Below are 19,327 nucleotides of genomic sequence, written 5' to 3' on the forward strand. Positions count from 1 at the left end.
CGATCATGGATGAAAGTAAAGTCGATCACCGCATCGATCTTGCGAAGCAGATGATCTCTCGGCACCAGGCTGTCGAGCGTCACCATCTCGAGAGCCGTCTGTTCGGCACAAGGTTTCTTCAACATGTCCCATTGAATCAAAAACCTCCGGCCAAAGCCAGAGGTTTGTCAGCAGTCTGAGCCCGCCATCCGGCGGGCTTTTGTCGTTCATGCTCAGAAGATCCGCCTCAGGCAGACTTGTTCAACCATGCCTGGATGACAGGCACGTCGGCATCGTCAAACTCATGACCGGCAGGCGCCGTCGCAAGCTCGACCTTGGCGCCGCCTTCACGCAAGCGCTCGGCCAACGGCTGAGCGTAAGGGCCATATAGATCCTTCTCGCCAGCAACAACGAGTACTTCCGCGTCTGACATATCAGCCGCCGGCGGATTTTCGAGAGCGGTCATGGAGCGCAGCAGCACGGCGCGGCGGATGACGTGCGGGTGCAGCGAAAGCATGGCGTTCAGCAGGTTGGCGCCGTTCGAATAGCCGATATAGACGATGCGGTCCGGATCGAGCCCGTAGGCATGGATCGCGCCATCGATGAAGGCGGCGAAGACTTCGGCCTCGCTGGCGATATCGGCCTGATCGAAGGACATCGGCCCGTTGCGACGGAACCAACGCGGCGCACCTTCCTCGAGTGCACGGCCGCGCACCGTGAGCAATGTTGCGCCGGCGTCGATCTTGTGGGCGACCGGCAGCATCGTCGTTTCGTTGGCGCCGGAGCCGTGCAGCAGAATGAAGATATTGCCGTTCGGCTGCTCGGGTGTGAAGAAGCGATGGATAAAGGGCAGATCGCGATAGATGACGCGCGGTTCGCCGGGCATGGAGAACTGCGGCAACACCACGTTCAACTCGGCCAGAAGTGCCGGACTGTCGCTTGGGGCAAAGAGGCGCGTGCCAAGCGTCGCCTCGTCCTCATCGATTAGCATGCCCGGTGCGTCCGTGGCGAGTTCGAACAGGATGCCGCCGGGCTCGCGGACGTAGAGCGAGCGGAAATATTTGCGGTCATGCATCGCCGTCGGCCAGGAATTGATCGCCTGCAGCGCGGTGCGAACCGACTGCAACTCGGCATCATCGGTAGCACGAAAGGCGACATGATCGACCGTGCCAGTGCCCGGCGCGCTTGCCCAGAAGCCACGCGCATCCCGGATATCGAGGATGTCGCCCGGTGCCGAGACGAGCCGGCTGACCGCTCCGGTGGTAGCCAGCGGCCGGTAGTCGAAGTGATCGATCAGGATCGCCTGTGTTTCCTCGGGCGTTTCGCTGAACAGCGTTGCGCCGCGGATGCGGGCAATGGCGTGTTCCTGCGGAATGGTGTCGACCGTCCACGGAGCCGCCGCCTGCAAGGTCGTGGTTCCCACGAGCTTGACGATGACGCCGTCCGGATCTTTCAATCGCAGGACCGGCTCGCCGAATTCCTCGGAAGGGCCTTCCGGCTTGAGGCCGGCCGTCAGCGCGCGCGTCAGCCAGAAGCCGATGCTCGTCGGATTGATCGCGAGCGAGATTTCGCCGACCTGGCCGACGCCGGCGCGGCCGGGAGAGCCGTCTTCCCAGACGAGAAAAGTGATCAGCGAGCCGGGCGAGCCGGTGGCATCGCCGTAAAGGAGATGAAGCTGCGTAGCGTCCTCGAAGCCGCCAGTGCGCTTGACGAGGCGCAGGCCAAGGAAGCCGACGTAGAAATCAACATTCGCCTGTACCTTGCGGGTGATCAGCGTGATGTGATGGATGCCGGCGACCATGGGATGCTCCAGACTGTTATTTCATTCTGGTCACTATTTAGGCCGCGGCTATTGTTCAATGCAATGCGCAGTCCGTGGAGGCAGTGTTCACAAAAAGCGCAACGTCGTTTGTCGCGTTACGCTACTTGCCAGAATCGGTTTCGCCCATTCCGGATGTTTTTGCAGTCTTTCGCTTGGATTTTGTCTTGGGCTCAGGCGGCGACTGCGACGCTTCCTTCTCAAGACGAAGCTCACGCAGGCGAGCTGTTTTTCTCTCGCGGATCGAATGCTCGCTGGCAAGAATTTCCTTGACCGTGGAATCGAGGTGATCGGCCTTCGCTGACGGCGCCTGCTTTTTGGAGCCAAACAGGCTGTCTTTATTCGGTGGCGTCATACTGGCCTCCTGGGCTCGTATAGGTATCGGTATTGGCTTCAAGCCTAAGCTCATCGGCCACATGTACAAGACGTTAATCTCATCCTTTGGCGGTGGACGCCCTGCATTAGCGATAGAAGTCTGTCGTCGTCCGCGGCAAGAGGAGAGGAGGCCCAAAGGTAAGGCTGTTGATATTCAATCTTAAATTGCGATACCGGTCGACGTCGCCTATGCCATTTTCAGGCGAGCCGTCCAACCTTCTGATACTTTAGATGTTCCTACTTGTGAAGGGTGTGCTTATCGGATACAAATTAGCCATCGATATTTGTGAATGAGCTTTGCCTCGATGCACTCCGTGCGACATTGACGAACTTACCTCCCAAAATCGGTCGACTGCCATCCGGAGGTTACCTGGATTGGTATCTTAGTATGAGTGATTGAAAGGTCATCGTTATGAGCACAGGTACTGTAAAGTGGTTCAATGCAGCCAAGGGTTTTGGTTTCATTCAGCCCGATGATGGCGCGACGGATGTTTTCGTGCACATTTCAGCCGTTGAGCGCGCCGGCATGAGCACGCTGCGCGATGGTCAGAAGATCTCTTACGAGCTTGTCAAGGACAAGCGTTCGGGCAAGATGTCGGCTGATCAGCTGGAAGCCATGTAAGCCATTTGTTTCCGGTCTTTGTCCACGGATGTGCCGGCATAGATCGTTGAGACAATGAAGGAAGAGGCCGGGTTGACCCGGCCTTTTTGTTTTGTCCTCATCCCTGCTTCGGCAGGGCGGATAAAGCCGTTCGTCGAGATCGAAGCGTTGAGAGATGATAGGCGCTTTTTCTTGACTTTACATCAGGGGCAGCTTGAGCCAGTTCAATGCTCGCCGAGGGTGTCTTCCAGCGACTTGCGGCGATGGCCGCTGATCTCGGAGCCGGCTGTGCGCGAGAAGCTGGCGTTCCAGATCACCGCGAGAAGCGCAATGGCCGTTACGACGATGAAGGCGACTGAGAAGTCGACCATCTCGGGCTTCGCATGGCCAAGGAACTGCGTCGAGCCATGCAGAGCAAGGGCGGCGACGCAAATGCCGAGTGAAAGCATCAGCTGCTGGAAGGTCGAGTAAAAGCTGGTCGCGATGCTCATGCGGTCGCGCTCGATCTCGTCATAGGCGATCGTGTTGTAGGCCGTGAACTGGAACGACATGAAGAAGCCGCAGAAGAACAGGATCACGAAGATGACCGGCAGCGGCCAATCCGGCTTGAAGATGGCGCATAGGCCATAGCCAAGCGTGCCGATCAGGCCGAAGATGATGAGGGCAGTACGGAAGCCGAGGGTGCGCAGGATGCGAACCTGGAAGGGTTTCATTGCCATGGAGCCTAGCGCGGTCGCAATGGCGATCTGGCCGGCTGCGGCCGCCGAAAGGCCGAAGCCGAGCTGCAGCATCAAGGGGATCAGGAAGGGGTGGGCGCCCTGGCTGATGCGCGTCAGCGAACCGGCGATAACCGAGGTGCGGAAGGTTGGCACCTTCATCAGCGAGAAATCCATGATCGGCGAAGGATGCTTGCGGGCATGGCGCAGATAGGCGATGCCAAACAGAAGGCCGATCGAGATCAGGAAGATAGCGAGATAGCCTTCGCCCTCGCGGCTCGACATTTCGAAGCCGAAGAGCAGCGAACCCAGCGATATACCCGAGAGGATGAAGCCCGAGAGATCGAAGCGGCCAATGCGTGGCCCCTTCACCTCCTCGATGAACATCGTCACCAGGATAAAGCCGATGATGCCGATCGGCACGTTGATGTAGAAGATCCAGCGCCAGTCGAGATAGGTCACGAACATGCCGCCGACCGGCGGGCCGAGGATGGGGCCGATGAGCGCGGGGATCAGCAGCCAGGACATGGCATTGACCATGTCCTTGCGGGCGACGCTACGCATCAGCACGAGACGGCCGATCGGCAGCATCATCGCGCCGCCGAGACCCTGCAGCAGTCGTGCAAGGACGAGGAAGAACAGGTTTGGCGCCTGCGCGCACAGAAGCGAGCCGAGAACGAAAACCGCGATGGCGGATCGGAAGACGGTACGCGACCCGAAGCGGTCGGCGATGGCGCCGCTTGCGGGAATGAAGATTGCGAGGCTGAGAAGGTATGACGTCAGCGAGATACTCATGGCCGGCGCGCTGACGCCGAAGTCTCTTGCCATGGTCGGAAGGGCTGTTGCGAGCACGGTCGCGTCAAGCTGTTCCATGAACATCGCACTTGCTACGATAAGTGCTACTACACGAAAATTCGGTGCGGCCCGCCGGGTGGGGGCGGCCTGGAATATCTGATCCGACATTGTCGGGGATCGCTCTCGATGGTGCGGTGGGGTCCTAAGACAGAACCGCAAGTCTGGTCACGGCGCGAAGGCCTATTTGAACGGCCGCTTGTATACTCCCGCTCGGACGCGAATGCCATATCAGAAATCGCAAATCCTATTGATCGGAATGGAAAAAATGGCTCACATAAGCGTGAACGCAGCGGCAAATGAACGCGAAGTGAATGAATAGCGCAATATGGCGCTGAAATGCTCACGGTTGGTTTTGCGGCGTAAGATAATGTGCTCGTTTCGGCAGGCATTTGGATGTCAAAAGACCGGCGCCGCCGTGTGCGGCACCGGCCTGATTCATTGAGTCGACAGGCGCGCCGCTATCAGTAACCAGCCGCTAGTCCGGAGCCGGCACGGCTGTCCATGGCGCCGTTGTAGCGGGCACCACCGCCCTTGGCGATATCGCTGAGGCTCTTGCCGCCGACGAGGATGCCGGCCGATTGGCCCCAGATCGGCCAATCCTTATCGACCTGAACCGTATAGCCCATGCCGGCCAGCAGCTTGATCGTATCGGGCGAAAGCGCATGCGGCTCCATGTAGACCTTATCCGGCAGCCATTGATGATGGATGCGCGGCGCGTCGATGGCTTCCTGAATGTTCATGCCGAAATCGATGACGTTGATGATCGCCTCGAGCGTGATGGTGATGATACGCGAACCGCCCGGGCTGCCGATCACCATGAAGGGCTTGCCATCCTTGGCGATGATCGTCGGGCTCATGGAAGACAGCGGCGTCTTCTTCGGTTCGATGGCATTGGCCTCGCCCTGCACCAGGCCGTAGAGATTGGGCACGCCGGGTTTGGAGGTGAAGTCGTCCATCTCGTTGTTCAAGAGGATCCCCGTGCCGGGCGCGACAACGCCGGCGCCGAAGGAACCGTTCAGCGTGTAGGTGACGGCGACTGCGTTGCCGTCATTGTCGACGATGGAATAATGCGTGGTCTCATGGCTTTCGCCGAGGCCTTTCGGCATCAGATCCTTGGAGACGCCGGCCTTGTAGGGATCTATGCTGTCGCGGATCTTTTTGGCATAATCCTTGTCCAACAGCTTGCTGACGGGATTGTCGACGAAATCGGGATCGCCGAGCGTGGAATTGCGGTCGACGTAGGCATGGCGCATGGCTTCGACCATGAGGTGCACGGTGTCGGCCGAGCCGTAGCCGGTATAGGACAGCGGGTAGCCTTCCAATACATTGAGGATTTCGCAGATGATGACGCCGCCAGAAGAAGGTGGCGGCGAGGAGATGATCTGGTAGCCGCGATAGTCGCACTTAACCGGCTCGAGTTCGCGGACCTTGTACTGCTCGAAATCCTGGTTCGCGAGAATGCCACCCTTGTCCTGGCTTGCCTTGACGATGGCGTTGGCGACCGGCCCCTTGTAGAAACCATCCGGTCCTTGATCTGAAATGCCGGAGAGAGCGTTGCCGAGATCCGGTTGGATCAGCCTGTCACCTGTCGCGAAGGGCTTTCCGTCCGCCCTGGTGAAGATCGCGGCGGCGGCCGGATCGCGGGAAAGCCAATCCTTGTTTTCGTTCAGTTCTGCGGCATCGGCTTGGTTCAGCGTGAAGCCTTCCTTGGCGTAGCGAATGGCCGGCGCGATGAGATCCTGACGGGATTTCGTCCCGTATTTCTCGCGGGCCGTTTCGAGGCCCATGACCGAGCCCGGCACGCCGACGGCGAGATAGCCATCGGTGCTTGCGCCTTTGACGATATTGCCCTTGTCGTCGAGATACATGTCTTTCTTGGCTGCCAGCGGTGCGCGCTCGCGGAAATCGAGGAAGTCCGTCTTGCCATCCCGCATGCGGACGGTCATGAAGCCGCCGCCGCCGATATTGCCGGCGGTCGGATAGACCACCGCCAGTGCATAGCCGACGGCAACGGCCGCATCGACGGCATTGCCGCCGTTTTTCAGCACTTCGACGCCGACATCGGTGGCGAGATGCTGCGCCGTGACGACCATGCCATGTTCGGCCTCGACTGGCGGCGGCGCGGCGGCTCTGGCTGTTACGGAGAAGAGGGCAAAGGTGAGCAGGGTCACCGACGAAATCGCTCGATGGCGGAAATGGCGCATGATAATGCCTCACATTATTGGCTTGGGAACGTAGCCCATCCTTGAAATGGCGTCCCCGGCGGAAATGGCGATATCCTCAGTTGCAAATTTTCGAGGGCGCCGTTGCGATGAGAGCCGGTAACAGATGTGCAGGCTCTCACGGGGCCTGGTGCTGCCGATGTCGAATGCGCTGCGGAAGCGCGTCAAATCGAGCAGATGCGAGCGTTGGATCAATTCCATTCTTCCCGAGGCGCAAGAGCAGTTGACGACCCGGCATCTGTAATATTTCTTTTATTAGTTGAATCTATTTTAGGGCGTCTTCGGGCAAGATAGTTGTATTGCGTTGGGGGTGTTGATGACCGTGACGAGGCTTGAACGGTGGAAAAGCGAGCGCAAGACGCAGGTCAAGCCACTCGTCGTTTCTGAAAAGACGCATGTCGTTGAAATCGAGTGCGGCCATTGCAGGCGGCACTTCTTCCGATGGTCATCGATGGCTGCTGCCTATTGGCGCTGCGACGATTGCAGCGACGCCAGCCTGCTACGCGAGCCTACACAATCAGGATAGCGCGGAAGTCGTTGACGTTCGTTCCCGTCGGGCCGGGCACGAATAGATCGCCGATCGCATTGAAAGCCGTCCAGGCATCGTTGTTTGCCAGCAGCTCGGCGGGAACCAGTCCAGCCTTGCGCAATCGCGCCACGGTGCCGGCATCGGCAAAGGCGCCGGCATTGTCTTCGCTGCCGTCGATGCCGTCCGTGTCGGCAGCCATGGCGTGAATGCCGGTGTGGCCGTCGATATCGATTGCCAGCGACAACAGGAACTCCGAGTTTCGGCCACCCTTGCCTTTGCCTTTCAGGGTCACCGTCGTTTCGCCGCTGGAGAGCAGCAAGACGGGCTTGGTGAAGGGGCGATTGCGATGCAGCACCTCGCGGGCGATTGCGGCATGGACATGGGCGGCTTCGCGAGCCTCGCCCTCGATGGCGTCGGAGAGTATGGCCACTTCGATACCCGTAGCGCGAGCCACTTCGGCAGCAGCCTCCAGCGAGACGCCGGCAGATGCGATGAGATGCACTTCATTGCCAGCAAAGCGCGGGTCGTTCGGGCGCGGCGCATCCGCTTCGGCTTTCTCGATATGGGCGAGAACGGCCGGCGGCAGCTCTATGCGGTAGAGGCGGATGAGGTCGAGCGCCTCAGTGCGCGTGCCCGCGCCGGGCACGGTCGGGCCGGATGCCACCAGCGCCGGATCGTCGCCGGGGATGTCCGAGACGACGAGAGAGACGACCCTAGCCGGATAGGCCGCGGCTGCGAGCCGGCCTCCCTTGATGGTCGACAGATGCTTGCGAATGACATTCATCGTCGAAATCGGTGCGCCGGATGCGAGCAGCGCCTTGTTGACGGCGATCTCGTCGTCGAGGCTCAGCGTGCCGGCCGGCGAGGGCAGCAGGGCCGAGCCGCCGCCTGATATCAGGGCGATCACCAGATCGTCCTCCGTCAAGCCCTCAACGAGCTTCAGAAGTCGGCGGGAGGCGACGAGGCCGGCCTCGTCGGGTACGGGATGGGCGGCTTCGATGATCTCGATCTGGCGGCAGGGGGCGGAGAAACCGTAACGCGTCACCACCAGACCTTCCAGCGGGCCATCCCAGCATTGCTCCAGCGCGGCCGCCATCTGGGCGGAGCCCTTGCCGGCGCCGATGACGATCGTCCGGCCCTTCGGCTTTGCTGGCAGATTGGCGCGGATACCGGTCAGCGGATCGGCGGCGCGAACGGCTGCATCAAACAGCGAGGTCAGGAAGGCGCGAGGATCGGAAACGGTCATGTCTAGCTGCCTGTCTTGCGATGAGCGTGTAACCACTTGGTGGCTTAACTGGTTCGAAGACGCAAGGGGTTGGAACTGCAATTGTGTCCGGCACGATGAATCCCTATGTAGAGGAAAAGGGTTTCACGCTTTTATTTCAAGGATTTTCGAAATGGCCGAACTGAAAGTGAAGACGAGGCAGACGGGCGCCACCGCTACGGTCGGCCGTACCGGTTTTCCGCATGTGACGTCCGTGACCGGCGGCGAGATCGACATCGTCACCTCGCCGTCGCAGCCCGGTTTCAACCCGCTCGATCTGCTCTATTCGTCGCTGTCCGCTTGCCTCGTTCTGAGCGCCCGCATGGCGGCCAGCAGCCTCGGCGTGCTCGACAGGCTCACCGAAGTCACCGCCGTCGTAACAGGCGAAAAGGCGACCGAAGGCCTTTCCCGCGTCGAGAAGTTCAACATCGCCTTCACCATCAAGGGCGATTTTAGCGACGAGGTCCGCAACGCGATTGCCCATGCCGCCGAAGATGAGATCTGCACCGTGAGCAACACGATCCGGGGCAATCCGCAGTTTTCAACGACGATTTCGGGGTAACTTTGGAGTAGGTGGCGAGAGCCCCTCATCCGCCCTGTCGGGCACCTTCTCCCCGTTTTGACGGGGAGAAGGGGATAGCGGCGCCATCACCGTTCCCTCTTTCAGCGCTGAGTTGGCGAGGGTGCGCATTCTTCCTCCTTCTGCGCGCGGTCAGAAGAGGTCTAGGCGAGATCGCTCCCTCTCCCCGTCAAAACGGGGAGAGGGCTGGGGTGAGGGGCCTTTCGCTATTTCGCCGGAAACTCAACCCCTTCAAGATAAGGCCCAAGCTCCGGATCGATATCGATCTTCACCGCGTTATTGTAGATTGCCGTCGCGATCATGATCCCCGCGAAAGCCACGAGATTAGCAAGGGTCGGTTCGTCGTAGCGCGCCTTCAGCCGTGCCCAGACGTCTTCAGGAATGGCGTTCGAATCCCTGACGATGGTCTTGCCGAACTCGATCAGCAGTGCCTCATCCTCGGTCGGCACGATTGTCTCCGGCGTCAGGCCGGCATTGATCAGCGCGCGCCGGAAAAAGCCGACGGGGATGATCGAACGGCATTCCAGCGCGATGGCATGGCAAAGCAGCCAGACGGCGCGATCGTCCAGCGCCGGGCGCAGCTCTTCGCGCAAGGGAAACCATTCCGCATAGATGCGATGCGCCACCGGCGAATGCAGCAGAGTGCGCTTCATGTTCGTCATGCGGCCGCGCAGCTGTACCTCGCGATCGTGCTCGGCGCGCACGGCCTCCGAAGCGGTTTCGTAGTCGATCGGTGTGATATGGCTCATGTCATTCTCTCTTACTGCGCAGCTGCAGCCGTTGCCTTGAAGAAGCGGTTTTCCGGGCGCGGCAAGCCGAGGTGCTCGCGCAGTGTCGTGCCTTCGTAGTCGTGGCGGAAGATGCCGCGACGTTGAAGCTCTGGAACAACACGGGTCGTTACGTCAAGCAGGCCCTGCGGAAGGAATGGGAAGACGACGTTGAAACCGTCCGAGCCTTCCTCGTGCAACCATTGCTCCATTTCGTCGGAGATGCTTTGCGGCGTGCCGACGAAGGCGAGGCCGGCATAGCCGCCGAGGCGCTGGGCAAGCTGGCGCACGGTGAGTTTTTCGGCTTCGGCAAGGGCGATGACGCGTTCGCGGCCGCTCTTGCTGGCATTGGTCTCCGGAATCTCCGGCAGCGGGCCGTCCGGATCGAATTTGGAGGCATCGTGCCCAAGGGCAATCGAGAGGGATGCGATGGCGCTGTCGTAATGGACGAGGCTATCGAGCTTCGCGCGCTTGGCCTTTGCCTCCTGGATCGTGTCGCCGACGACGATGAAGGCGGCGGGCAGGATCTTCAGATGGTCCGGATTGCGGCCAATCGCCCTCATGCGTCCCTTGATGTCGGCAAAGATCGCCTTGCCGTCGGCAAGATTGCGGGGAGCGGCAAAGACCGCCTCCGCCGTTTCGGCAGCAAGCTGCCGGCCGGCGTCGGATTGCCCGGCCTGCACGATAACGGGCCAGCCCTGCGGCGGGCGGGCGATGTTGAGCGGGCCGCGAACGCTAAGCTCCTCGCCCTTGTGCCCAAGCACATGCATCCGCTCTGGATCGAAGAAGATGCCGCTTTCTGGATCGCGGATGAAGGCGTCATCGGCGAAGCTGTCCCAGAGGCCGGTGACGACATCGTAGAATTCGCGGGCGCGATGATAGCGCTCACCATGTTCCATATGCTCTTCCATGCCGAAGTTAAGCGCCGCATCGGGATTGGATGTCGTCACGATATTCCAGCCGGCGCGGCCGCCGCTGATGTGATCAAGCGAGGCGAAACGGCGGGCGATGTGATAGGGCAGGTCGAATGTGGTGGAGGCGGTGGCGACGAGGCCGATCCGGTCGGTGACGGCTGCCAGCGCCGAAAGCAGGGTGAAAGGCTCGAAAGAGGTAACCGTCTGGCTGCGCTTCAGGGCCTCGATCGGCATGTTGAGGACCGCCAAATGGTCAGCCATGAAGAAGGCGTCGAATTTCGCCTTTTCCAGCTCCTGTGCGAAGCTCTTGATGTGCTGGAAATTGAAGTTGGCGTCCGGATAGGCGCCGGGGTAACGCCAGGCACCGGTGTGCAGGCTGACGGGACGCATGAAGGCCCCGAGCTTCAATTGCTTCTGTTCGGTCATCGGCTCCCTCTCGAAAATCGTCAGGCTGTCACGACGTCGAAACGGCATCGCGAGCGGAATGATGCCCTACGACGTAGGCGTGCTCCTCGCGCATTCAAAGAGCCGATTTCATTTATTTGATCGCTTTCGCGGAATATTCATCCGGCCTCGGTTTCGACGCCGTTCTGTCCGGCGAAAACCTTGACCAGCCAGTCTATGAAGACGCGCACGCGCGGCGAAAGCTGCCGGCTGCGCGGATAGAGCATCGAAACAGGCGTTTGTGTCGGTGGATAGTCCTGAAGGACATGCAGCAGCTCGCCAGATCGTAACGCTTCCTCGGCGTGGTAGCGCGGAACCTGAATCAGGCCGAGGCCGAGCTTGGCCGCGGCGAAGTAGCTCTCTGCCGCATTGACGGAGATGGTCGCCGGCAGGGTGATCTCGCGGACCGCGCCGTCGATTTGGAATTCCAGCGGCAGCAGGCCGCCCGTTGCGGAGGAGCGGAAGCCGATCATGCGGTGGCCGTCAAGCCTATCCGGATGGGAGGGCATGCCGAACCGTTCGACATAGGCGGGTGCCGCTAGCGTCACTTCTTCCAGCATCGCGACGCGACGACCGATCATGTCGCTATCCTGCAGCGTGCCGACGCGCAGCACGCAGTCGATCCCCTCGCGGATCAGATCGACGAACCGGTCGCCCTCGGTGATCTGCAATTCGATATCGGGATAGGTTTCGAGGAAGGAGGGCAGGTTCGGTAGGACGAAGTGCCGGGCAAGCGTTCCGTGCACGTCGACACGCAGCACGCCCTTCGGCTTGGCGCCGGCAAAGGCGCCTTCCGCATCCTCGATGTCGGAGAGGATGCGCAGGCAGCGCTGGTAATAGGCCTCGCCGTCGAGGGTCGGGCTCACGTGCCGGGTCGTCCGCTGTAGCAGGCGCACGCCGAGGCGTGCCTCGACCTGCTTGATTGCGTCCGTCACCGTCGAGCGGGGCAGGCCGGTGTCTTCGGCGGCAAGCGTGAAGCTGCGCCGTTCCACGACCCGACAAAACACCCGCATGGCATCGAATCTGTCCATCTATCTGTTCGCTAATTTCGGATAGTGATGCCAATTAATGGCTGATTATCCGCCTTCTGAAAAGAGGCATTTTCTCCTCATCGAAACGCGCTACAGCGCAAAACAATGAAGGATGAGGAAAATGAGCAATAATTCCAACAAGGTAGCGATCGTCACCGGCGCATCCAGGGGTATCGGCGCCGCCATTGCGGAGCGTTTGGCCGAGGATGGCTTCACCGTCGTCGTCAACTATTCCGGCAGCGAGGCCGCCGCCGAGGAACTCGCTCGCAAGATCGAAGAAAAGGGCGGCAAGGCGCTGACCGCGAAAGCCGATGTTTCCGATGTCGAGGCCGTGCGCCGCATGTTCGATGCAGCCGAGGCTGCCTTCGGCGGTGTCGATGTTCTGATCAACAATGCCGGCATTATGCAGCTCGCCAAGATCGCCGATGCTGACGATGCGCATTTCGACCGCCATATCGCCATCAACCTCAAGGGTACGTTCAATACGCTGCGTGAAGCCGGCAAGCGCCTGCGCGACGGCGGCCGTATCGTCAACTTCTCGACCAGTATCGTTGGCCTCAAGCTGGAAACCTACGGCGTCTATGCCGCGACGAAGGCCGGCGTCGAGCTGCTGACCGGCATCATGGCGAAGGAACTGCGCGGCCGGTCGATCACCGTCAATGCCGTCGCTCCCGGCCCGACGGCGACGGACCTCTTCCTCAACAGCAAGAGCGATGAACTCATCGACCGCATGGCCAAGATGAACCCGCTGGAGCGCTTGGGTACGCCGCAGGACATTGCCGCTGCCGTTTCCTTCCTCGTCGGCCTGGACGGCGGCTGGGTCAACGGCCAGACGCTGCGCGCCAATGGCGGCATGATCTGAGCCAACCAGGCGGCAGGATAATGCCCGCCGCCGATCTTCCCCCATCAATCGTCAACGACAGCCAATCCAGTAAAGGAACAGGACCATGAGCAAGCAAGTCATCGTTATCACTGGCGCATCGAGCGGCTTCGGCGCTCTAACGGCGCGGGCTCTCGCGAAGGCAGGCCACACGGTCTATGCCGGCATCCGCGAAACCCAAGGGCGCAATGCGGCGCAGGTCGCTGCCGCTGAAGCATTTGCCAAGGAGAATGGCGTCGATCTCAGAAGCGTCGAACTTGATGTCGCTTCGGATGCCTCCGTCGAAGCCGGCATTGCGGCTGTCATCGCCGAGCAGGGCCACATCGACACCATCATCCACAATGCCGGCCACATGTCTTTCGGTCCGGCTGAGGCTTTCACGCCCAAGCAGTTTGCGGAGCTTTACGACATCAACGTGCTCAGCACCCAGCGCGTCAATCGCGCCATGCTGCCGCACATGCGTAAAGAGGGGAAAGGGCTCGTCGTCTGGGTATCCTCGTCCAGCACCCGCGGTGGCACGCCGCCCTATCTTTCTCCCTATTTTGCAGCCAAGGCGGCGATGGATTCGCTTGCCGTCTCCTACGCTTCGGAGCTAACTCGCTGGGGTATCGAGACCGCCATTATCGTGCCCGGCGCCTTCACCAAAGGCACCAATCATTTTGCCCATTCCGGTTCGCCGGCAGACAAAGCCCGTGCCGCCGAATATGACAATGGCCCCTATGCCGGCGTTCCCGATCAGGCGTTGAAGGGGCTTGCTTCGCTGGAGCCCGCGGACGCCGATGCTGCTTCGGTGGCGACTGCAATCGTCGATGTCGTCGATATGCCGTTTGGAACGCGGCCCTTCCGTACCCACATAGATCCCTCTGAGGATGGTGCGGAAATCGTCAATGGTGTTGCTGATCGGGTGCGCGCAGAGCTCTTCCGGCGCATCGGTCTGGAAGATCTGCTGAAGCCTCATATCCGGGGCTAAGGCTTCGCCGCCGCCCTTCCAGCCTGTCAAATCGCCGCTTCTGTGCCACAGGAGCGGCGATGACTTACGTTCGTCGAAACTATTTTGTGCAGTACGGCATTCCAAGCCTTGGATTTTCGTACTAAAGCGAATCCTTCAGAGGGTCGGGAGATATCCATGGACGCGAAGGACATCGGCGAAATTGCCAGCTGGCTCATGCAGGCTGGTCTCAAGGGTATGACGGAAGTCGATATCCTCTCTGGCTTTTGCGAGCAGTGCCGTCAGCATGGCCTCAACCTCGATCGGGCCATGGCGCTGATGGATACGTTGCATCCAGTATATGAAGGCCGCGCCTTCCGCTGGGATGGCAACCAGGTGATCGAGCGCGAATTCGAATATGGCCCGTCGCATCAGGGGATCGCCTCCGAGAATTGGCAGCGTTCCGCCTTTTATCACTTGTTGGCGACGGGCGGGGACGAGGTGCGCCGGCGCATCGGTTTTGGCGAGCCTGCCGATTTCTTCGGGCTTGATACGCTATTGGCCGATGGTCATACCGATTACATCGCTATGGTGCACCGCTTCGAAGAAGGCGGCACGATCGGCGAAATGGACTGCTTCTATTCCAACTTTGCTACAGCAGCCGAAGTGGGTTTTCCGGAAGAGGATTTGCGCGTGCTGCGCAAGCTGACGCCGGCGCTTGCGCTCGCAGTCAAGTGCACCGGCATGAGCCGCATCGCCCGCACCATTGCCGAGGTCTATCTCGGCGAGGATGCCGCGCGGCATGTCCTTGAAGGCAAGATCACCCGCGGTAAGACGGAGCGGATTTCGGCGGCGCTCTGGTTCTCCGATCTCGCGAATTACACGCGCATCTCGGATACCGCCGAGCCGGACGAAATCATCCCGATGCTGAATGCCTATGCCGATGCGGTCATCTCCTCGATCCACGAGGCGGGCGGCAATGTGCTGAAGCTGATCGGGGACGGCACGCTGGCGATTTTCAAGGCCAGGAATTCCGCAGATGCCTGTGCTGCCGCGCTGATGGCGGAATCGCTGCTGCGCCAGCGACTGCGCGACCTCAACTCGCAGCGGCAGATCGAAGGAAGGCCTGTAACGGAGGTCTATCTCGGCCTGCATATCGGCGATGTCTTCTACGGCAATATCGGCAGTATGGACCGGCTGGACTTCACAGTCATCGGGCCGGCCGTCAACGAGGTCAGCCGTATCGCCTCGATGTGCCGTTCGGCCGATCGCAACATTCTGATGTCGTCGAATTTCGTCGAGGCGCTGTCGACCAATCGGGGCAACGATCTTGTCTCCGTCGGCCGTTATGCGCTGCGTGGCGTCAACCGGCCGCAGGAACTATTCACGCTGCTATCTTCGGCCGCCTGACTATTCGGAACCGGTTTAGCGGCGGCCGGCGGCGAACATCGGCCCGCCCTTGCTCGACGGGAACCCGTATCCGTTGATCATCACGAGATCGATGTCGCTGGCGCGGGCGGCGATTCCCCGCGAAAGCAGGGCGTTGCCTTCGTCGGTCATGGCCTTAAGCAGCCGGGCGACGATCTCTTCTGCGGTGAACTTTTTCGGCACGATGCCTTTTTCGGCGCGGGCGGCGTCGATCATGGCCGCTACGTCGGGATCGATCGTCTTCTTGCCGTCGGGATAGGCGTACCAGCCGCGCCCGGTCTTCTGGCCGAAGCGTCCGGCTTCGCAGAGCCGGTCAGGGATGACGACATAGCGTTCCGAAGGATCGCGTGTCGCGGCCTGCCGCTTGCGGCGTGCCCAGGCAATTTCCAGGCCTGCCATGTCGAAGACGGCAAACGGGCCCATCGGAAAGCCAAAGGCTTCCAGAGCTGCGTCGATTTCCTGCGGCGAGGCGCCATCCTCGAGCATGTATTCGGCTTCGCGGCGGTAGGCGGAAAAGATGCTGTTGCCGATGAAGCCTTCGGTGACGCCGGAGACGATGGGCAGTTTACCCAGCCGCTTTGCCAGGGCAAGGGCTGATGCCAGCACGTCGGGTGCCGTCTGCTTGCAGTTCACCACTTCAAGCAGTCGCATGATATGCGCCGGCGAGAAGAAATGCAGCCCGACGACGCGCTCTGGCCATGCTGTGGCGGCGGCGATAACGTCCGGGTCGAGATAGCTCGTATTGGTCGCGAGAATTGTCTCGGCCCGGACGATCGTATCGAGGCGCTGGAACAGGTCCGTCTTAACGGTGAGATCGTCGAAGACGGCTTCGATGACGATGTCGGCCTGCGTCAGCTGCTGCATGTCGGCCGTTACCGCCAACCGGTCAACGCGGTCCTCACGGCCAGCCGCATCGAGGCGGCCGGATTGCACTGCCTTGTCGAGCAGGCCGATGATACGTTCGCGGCCTTTCTCCGCCGCTTCAGCGTTCTGCTCGACGCCGATGATGCGGTAGCCACCGTTGAGGGCCGAGACGGCAATGCCCGAGCCCATCAGGCCCGTGCCGACGATGCCGACCGTTTCGATCTTGCGTGGAGCGACTGCCTCCAGCCCCTCGACCTTGCCGGCGGACCGTTCCGCGAAGAAAACATGACGCAAGGCGGCTGCCTCTTCGCTGTCACGCAGCTCGACGAAGGTGCGGCGTTCTTCCGCCAGTCCCTCTGAGAGAGAGGAGGTTGCTGTCAGGTGGACGAGGCGGACGGCTTCGGACGGGGCGCGTTGACCGCGCGCCTTGCGCAATGCATCGGCTGCCGCTTTGTCGATGGTGTCTGCTGCTTCCGAAGGGACGGGTAGCAGGCCGGTGCGGCGAAGGGCGGAGATGTCGGTTGCCTTGATGTCCGCAACGGCATCCGTGACCGGAGCACCGCTGGATAGGCTATCGACAATGCCGAGCTTGAGGGCTTCAGCGGCAGGGATCATGCGCCCGCTGGCGATGAGGTCGATGGCGGCGGCGATGCCGGTCAGGCGGGGCAGGCGTTGCGTGCCGCCGGCGCCGGGAACGATGCCGAGTTTGACTTCCGGCAGTCCGAGCTTGGCTGATGGAGCAGCGTGGCGGCGGTGGCAGGCAAGAGCTACTTCCAGGCCGCCGCCGAGCGCCGCGCCATTGATTGCTGCGGCAATGGGTTTTGCAAAGGCTTCGAGGCGTGAGATGACATCGGGCAGCAGCGGCTCGACCGGCGGCTTGCCAAATTCCTTGATGTCGGCGCCGCCGATGAAGGTACTGCCTGCGCCGGTGAGGACGACGCCCGCAACCGCGCCGTCTTTCTCTGCATGGTTGAGCGCGGCCATCAGGCCGGCTCTCACATCGGCTGAGAGCGCGTTGACTGGCGCGTTGTCTATGGTGACGACGAGGACGCCATCGGCGAGCGCCGCCGAGATGGTGTCCGAAAAGCGCAATGCCGACATGATCCTGACCGCCTGTGCGATATTATTCGGGGATGATCGCGGTTGCCTGGATCTCGATCTTGGCGCGATCCTCAACGAGAGCGACGACTTGCACGGCGGCCATGGCTGGGAAATGGCGGCCGATGGTTTCGCGATAGGCCTGGCCGATGCCCTTGAGGTTGCTGAGATATTCAGCCTTGTCGGTGAAATACCAGGTCATGGAGGTGATGTGCTTCGGTTCGGCACCGCCCTCGGCGAGGATGGCGACGACGTTCTTCAACGTCTGGCGCACCTGCTCGACGAAATCGTCGCTTTCGAATTCGCAGGCGGCATTCCAGCCGACCTGGCCACCGACAAACACCATACGGCCTGTTGCCGCCATGCCATTGGCATAGCCGATCGGCTTGGCCCAGCCTTCAGGTTGCAGGATGGTGTGCATCGGTCTTCTCCAGATGAGAGGTCAGCGCGGCGCGGATATCATCCGGCCATGCGTGCGATTGATTGTTATCGAGCGAGGTGGCGACGACGCGGTGTTTGGCCGTCCACAGCACATGGCCGTTCGCCGAGACCTGATGTTCCAGATCGAGCGAGGAGCGGCCGATACCGCGGACGACAAGCACGAATTCGAGATCGTCGCCCTGCAGGCCCGGCTTCATGAAGGTCAGATCGAGCCGCACGGTGGGCACACCGATACGGCGGTCATCGATCAATCGCCTCCAGGGGAAGCCGAGCGAGGCAAAGTAGTCTTCCAGCACCCCCACGAGGATGTTCAGATAGGAGGGGAAATATGCGATCCCAGAGGGGTCGCAATCTCCGAAACGCAGGGGTCTGGTGGTTTTAAACGCCAAGGCGGGCCTCAGTTCGAAAAGGCGGCGATGCCGGTGATGGCGCGGCCGAGAATGAGGGCGTGGATATCGTGCGTGCCCTCATAGGTGTTGACCACTTCGAGGTTGACGAGATGGCGTGCGATGCCGAATTCGTCCGAAATGCCGTTGCCGCCCAGCATGTCGCGGGCGGCGCGGGCGATATCCAGCGCCTTGCCGCAGCTGTTGCGCTTGAGGATGGAGGTCAGCTCGACCGGCGGATGTCCCTCTTCCTTCATGCGGCCGAGACGCAGGCAGCCCTGCAGGCCGAGCGTAATTTCGGTCACCATGTCGGCGAGCTTCTTCTGGATGAGCTGGTTGGCGGCGAGCGGCCGGCCGAACTGCTTGCGGTCGAGCACATATTGCCGCGCCTTGGCATAGCAATCCTCGGCCGCACCGAGCGCACCCCAGGCAATGCCGAAGCGCGCCGAGTTGAGGCAGGTGAAGGGACCCTTGAGGCCGGAAACGTTCGGCAGGAAATTTTCCTCGGGTACGAAGACATTCTCCATCACGACTTCGCCGGTGATAGAGGCGCGCAGACCCACCTTGCCGTGGATAGCCGGTGCCGACAGACCCTTCCAGCCCTTTTCGAGGATGAAGCCGCGGATGAGGCCATCTTCGGTCTTGGCCCAGACGACGAAGACATCGGCGATCGGCGCATTGGAGATCCAGGTCTTGGCGCCCGTCAGGCTGTAGCCGCCGTCGACCTTCTTTGCGCGTGTGACCATCGAGCCCGGGTCGGAGCCATGGTTCGGCTCCGTGAGACCAAAGCAGCCGATCCACTCGCCGGTTGCGAGCTTCGGCAGATACTTCTGCTTCTGCGCTTCCGAGCCGAAAGCATCGATCGGCACCATGACGAGCGAGGACTGAACGCTCATCATCGAGCGATAGCCGCTGTCGACGCGTTCGACTTCGCGGGCAATCAAGCCATAGGCGACATAGCTGAGGCCGGCGCCGCCGTACTCCGGCGCAATCGTCGGGCCGAGCAGGCCGAGTTCGCCCATTTCGCGGAAGATCGCCGGATCGGTCTTTTCATTGCGGAAGGCTTCGAGGACGCGGGGGCTAAGCTTCTCCTGCGCATAGGAATGCGCTGTTTCAAGCACCATACGTTCGTCGTCGTTCAGCTGCTCCGTAAGCCGGAACGGGTCGGCCCAGTCGAAAATCTCGCGGCTCATGCTCTTATCTCCC

The 19,327-nt window shown here is 61.0% G+C and carries 18 protein-coding genes; 6 read left to right on the forward strand and 12 right to left on the reverse strand.

Annotation, left to right across the window (positions count from 1 at the left end; genetic code table 11):
- Positions 1–226 precede the first annotated feature (226 nt).
- Entirely contained in the window at positions 227–1,780 is a 1,554-nt protein-coding gene (locus tag QD409_RS26115) for a VOC family protein (RefSeq protein WP_092848733.1), read from the reverse strand.
- 121 nt (positions 1,781–1,901) lie between these two features.
- On the reverse strand, positions 1,902–2,195 hold the full coding sequence (locus QD409_RS26120) for a hypothetical protein (RefSeq protein ID WP_245298009.1): 294 nt from the start codon (positions 2,193–2,195) through the stop codon (positions 1,902–1,904).
- Positions 2,196–2,585: 390 nt separating this feature from the next.
- Here QD409_RS26120 and QD409_RS26125 point away from each other — a divergent pair, with 390 nt between their 5' ends.
- Positions 2,586–2,795 (forward strand): cold-shock protein, encoded by a 210-nt coding sequence (locus tag QD409_RS26125; RefSeq protein WP_034503699.1) that lies wholly within the window; start codon positions 2,586–2,588, stop codon positions 2,793–2,795.
- Between the two features lie 203 nt (positions 2,796–2,998).
- On the opposite strand, the gene QD409_RS26130 is transcribed toward QD409_RS26125, so the two are convergent.
- Positions 2,999–4,453: an MFS transporter gene (locus tag QD409_RS26130; RefSeq protein WP_430764043.1), complete on the reverse strand. Its 1,455-nt coding sequence runs from the start codon at positions 4,451–4,453 to the stop codon at positions 2,999–3,001.
- 353 nt (positions 4,454–4,806) lie between these two features.
- A complete protein-coding gene (ggt, locus tag QD409_RS26135; RefSeq protein WP_092848720.1) occupies positions 4,807–6,549 on the reverse strand; it encodes a gamma-glutamyltransferase in 1,743 nt (580 codons plus the stop codon).
- A gap of 334 nt (positions 6,550–6,883) precedes the next feature.
- On the opposite strand from ggt, the gene QD409_RS26140 reads away from it, so the two are divergent.
- Positions 6,884–7,093, forward strand: a complete 210-nt coding sequence (locus QD409_RS26140; protein ID WP_092848715.1) for a hypothetical protein — start codon at positions 6,884–6,886, stop codon at positions 7,091–7,093.
- Here the strand turns inward: QD409_RS26140 and QD409_RS26145 are convergent.
- Positions 7,077–8,342, reverse strand: a complete 1,266-nt coding sequence (locus QD409_RS26145) for a glycerate kinase type-2 family protein (protein WP_430764044.1) — start codon at positions 8,340–8,342, stop codon at positions 7,077–7,079. The genes QD409_RS26140 and QD409_RS26145 overlap by 17 nt on opposite strands.
- 151 nt (positions 8,343–8,493) lie before the next feature.
- On the opposite strand from QD409_RS26145, the gene QD409_RS26150 reads away from it, so the two are divergent.
- On the forward strand, positions 8,494–8,922 hold the full coding sequence (locus QD409_RS26150) for an OsmC family protein (protein WP_092848697.1): 429 nt from the start codon (positions 8,494–8,496) through the stop codon (positions 8,920–8,922).
- A 224-nt stretch (positions 8,923–9,146) separates the two neighbouring features.
- Here QD409_RS26150 and QD409_RS26155 read toward each other — a convergent pair whose 3' ends face one another.
- From QD409_RS26155 to QD409_RS26165, 3 genes are all read right to left on the reverse strand, one after another.
- Positions 9,147–9,689 carry a hypothetical protein gene (locus tag QD409_RS26155; protein WP_092848687.1) on the reverse strand — a complete coding sequence of 181 codons (543 nt, stop codon included), beginning with the start codon at positions 9,687–9,689 and terminating at the stop codon, positions 9,147–9,149.
- 11 nt (positions 9,690–9,700) lie between these two features.
- A complete protein-coding gene (locus QD409_RS26160; protein ID WP_092848888.1) occupies positions 9,701–11,047 on the reverse strand; it encodes an LLM class flavin-dependent oxidoreductase in 1,347 nt (448 codons plus the stop codon).
- A 137-nt stretch (positions 11,048–11,184) separates the two neighbouring features.
- On the reverse strand, positions 11,185–12,096 hold the full coding sequence (locus QD409_RS26165) for a LysR family transcriptional regulator (RefSeq protein ID WP_092848679.1): 912 nt from the start codon (positions 12,094–12,096) through the stop codon (positions 11,185–11,187).
- A 121-nt stretch (positions 12,097–12,217) separates the two neighbouring features.
- On the opposite strand from QD409_RS26165, the gene QD409_RS26170 reads away from it, so the two are divergent.
- The 3 genes from QD409_RS26170 (at position 12,218) to QD409_RS26180 (ending at position 15,314) form a co-directional block, all read left to right on the forward strand.
- Positions 12,218–12,958: an SDR family oxidoreductase gene (locus tag QD409_RS26170; RefSeq protein ID WP_430764045.1), complete on the forward strand. Its 741-nt coding sequence runs from the start codon at positions 12,218–12,220 to the stop codon at positions 12,956–12,958.
- Between the two features lie 85 nt (positions 12,959–13,043).
- Positions 13,044–13,946: an SDR family oxidoreductase gene (locus tag QD409_RS26175; protein WP_092848670.1), complete on the forward strand. Its 903-nt coding sequence runs from the start codon at positions 13,044–13,046 to the stop codon at positions 13,944–13,946.
- A 156-nt stretch (positions 13,947–14,102) separates the two neighbouring features.
- Positions 14,103–15,314: an adenylate/guanylate cyclase domain-containing protein gene (locus QD409_RS26180; RefSeq protein WP_092848668.1), complete on the forward strand. Its 1,212-nt coding sequence runs from the start codon at positions 14,103–14,105 to the stop codon at positions 15,312–15,314.
- 15 nt (positions 15,315–15,329) lie between these two features.
- Here the strand turns inward: QD409_RS26180 and QD409_RS26185 are convergent, their stop codons facing one another.
- Genes QD409_RS26185 through QD409_RS26200 form a run of 4 tightly spaced genes read right to left on the reverse strand, consistent with a single transcriptional unit; the run spans position 15,330 to position 19,314 of the window.
- Positions 15,330–17,297: a 3-hydroxyacyl-CoA dehydrogenase NAD-binding domain-containing protein gene (locus tag QD409_RS26185; protein ID WP_092848663.1), complete on the reverse strand. Its 1,968-nt coding sequence runs from the start codon at positions 17,295–17,297 to the stop codon at positions 15,330–15,332.
- A gap of 22 nt (positions 17,298–17,319) precedes the next feature.
- On the reverse strand, positions 17,320–17,715 hold the full coding sequence (locus QD409_RS26190) for a RidA family protein (protein ID WP_092848660.1): 396 nt from the start codon (positions 17,713–17,715) through the stop codon (positions 17,320–17,322).
- Entirely contained in the window at positions 17,693–18,124 is a 432-nt protein-coding gene (locus QD409_RS26195; RefSeq protein ID WP_092848657.1) for an acyl-CoA thioesterase, read from the reverse strand. The genes QD409_RS26190 and QD409_RS26195 overlap by 23 nt, the downstream gene beginning before the upstream one ends.
- 8 nt (positions 18,125–18,132) lie before the next feature.
- Positions 18,133–19,314 (reverse strand): acyl-CoA dehydrogenase, encoded by a 1,182-nt coding sequence (locus QD409_RS26200; RefSeq protein ID WP_430764046.1) that lies wholly within the window; start codon positions 19,312–19,314, stop codon positions 18,133–18,135.
- Positions 19,315–19,327: the final 13 nt, after the last annotated feature.

Origin of the sequence: Rhizobium sp. BR 315 (genome assembly GCF_050577975.1) — a bacterium.
Taxonomy (GTDB): Bacteria; Pseudomonadota; Alphaproteobacteria; order Rhizobiales; family Rhizobiaceae; genus Rhizobium; species Rhizobium miluonense.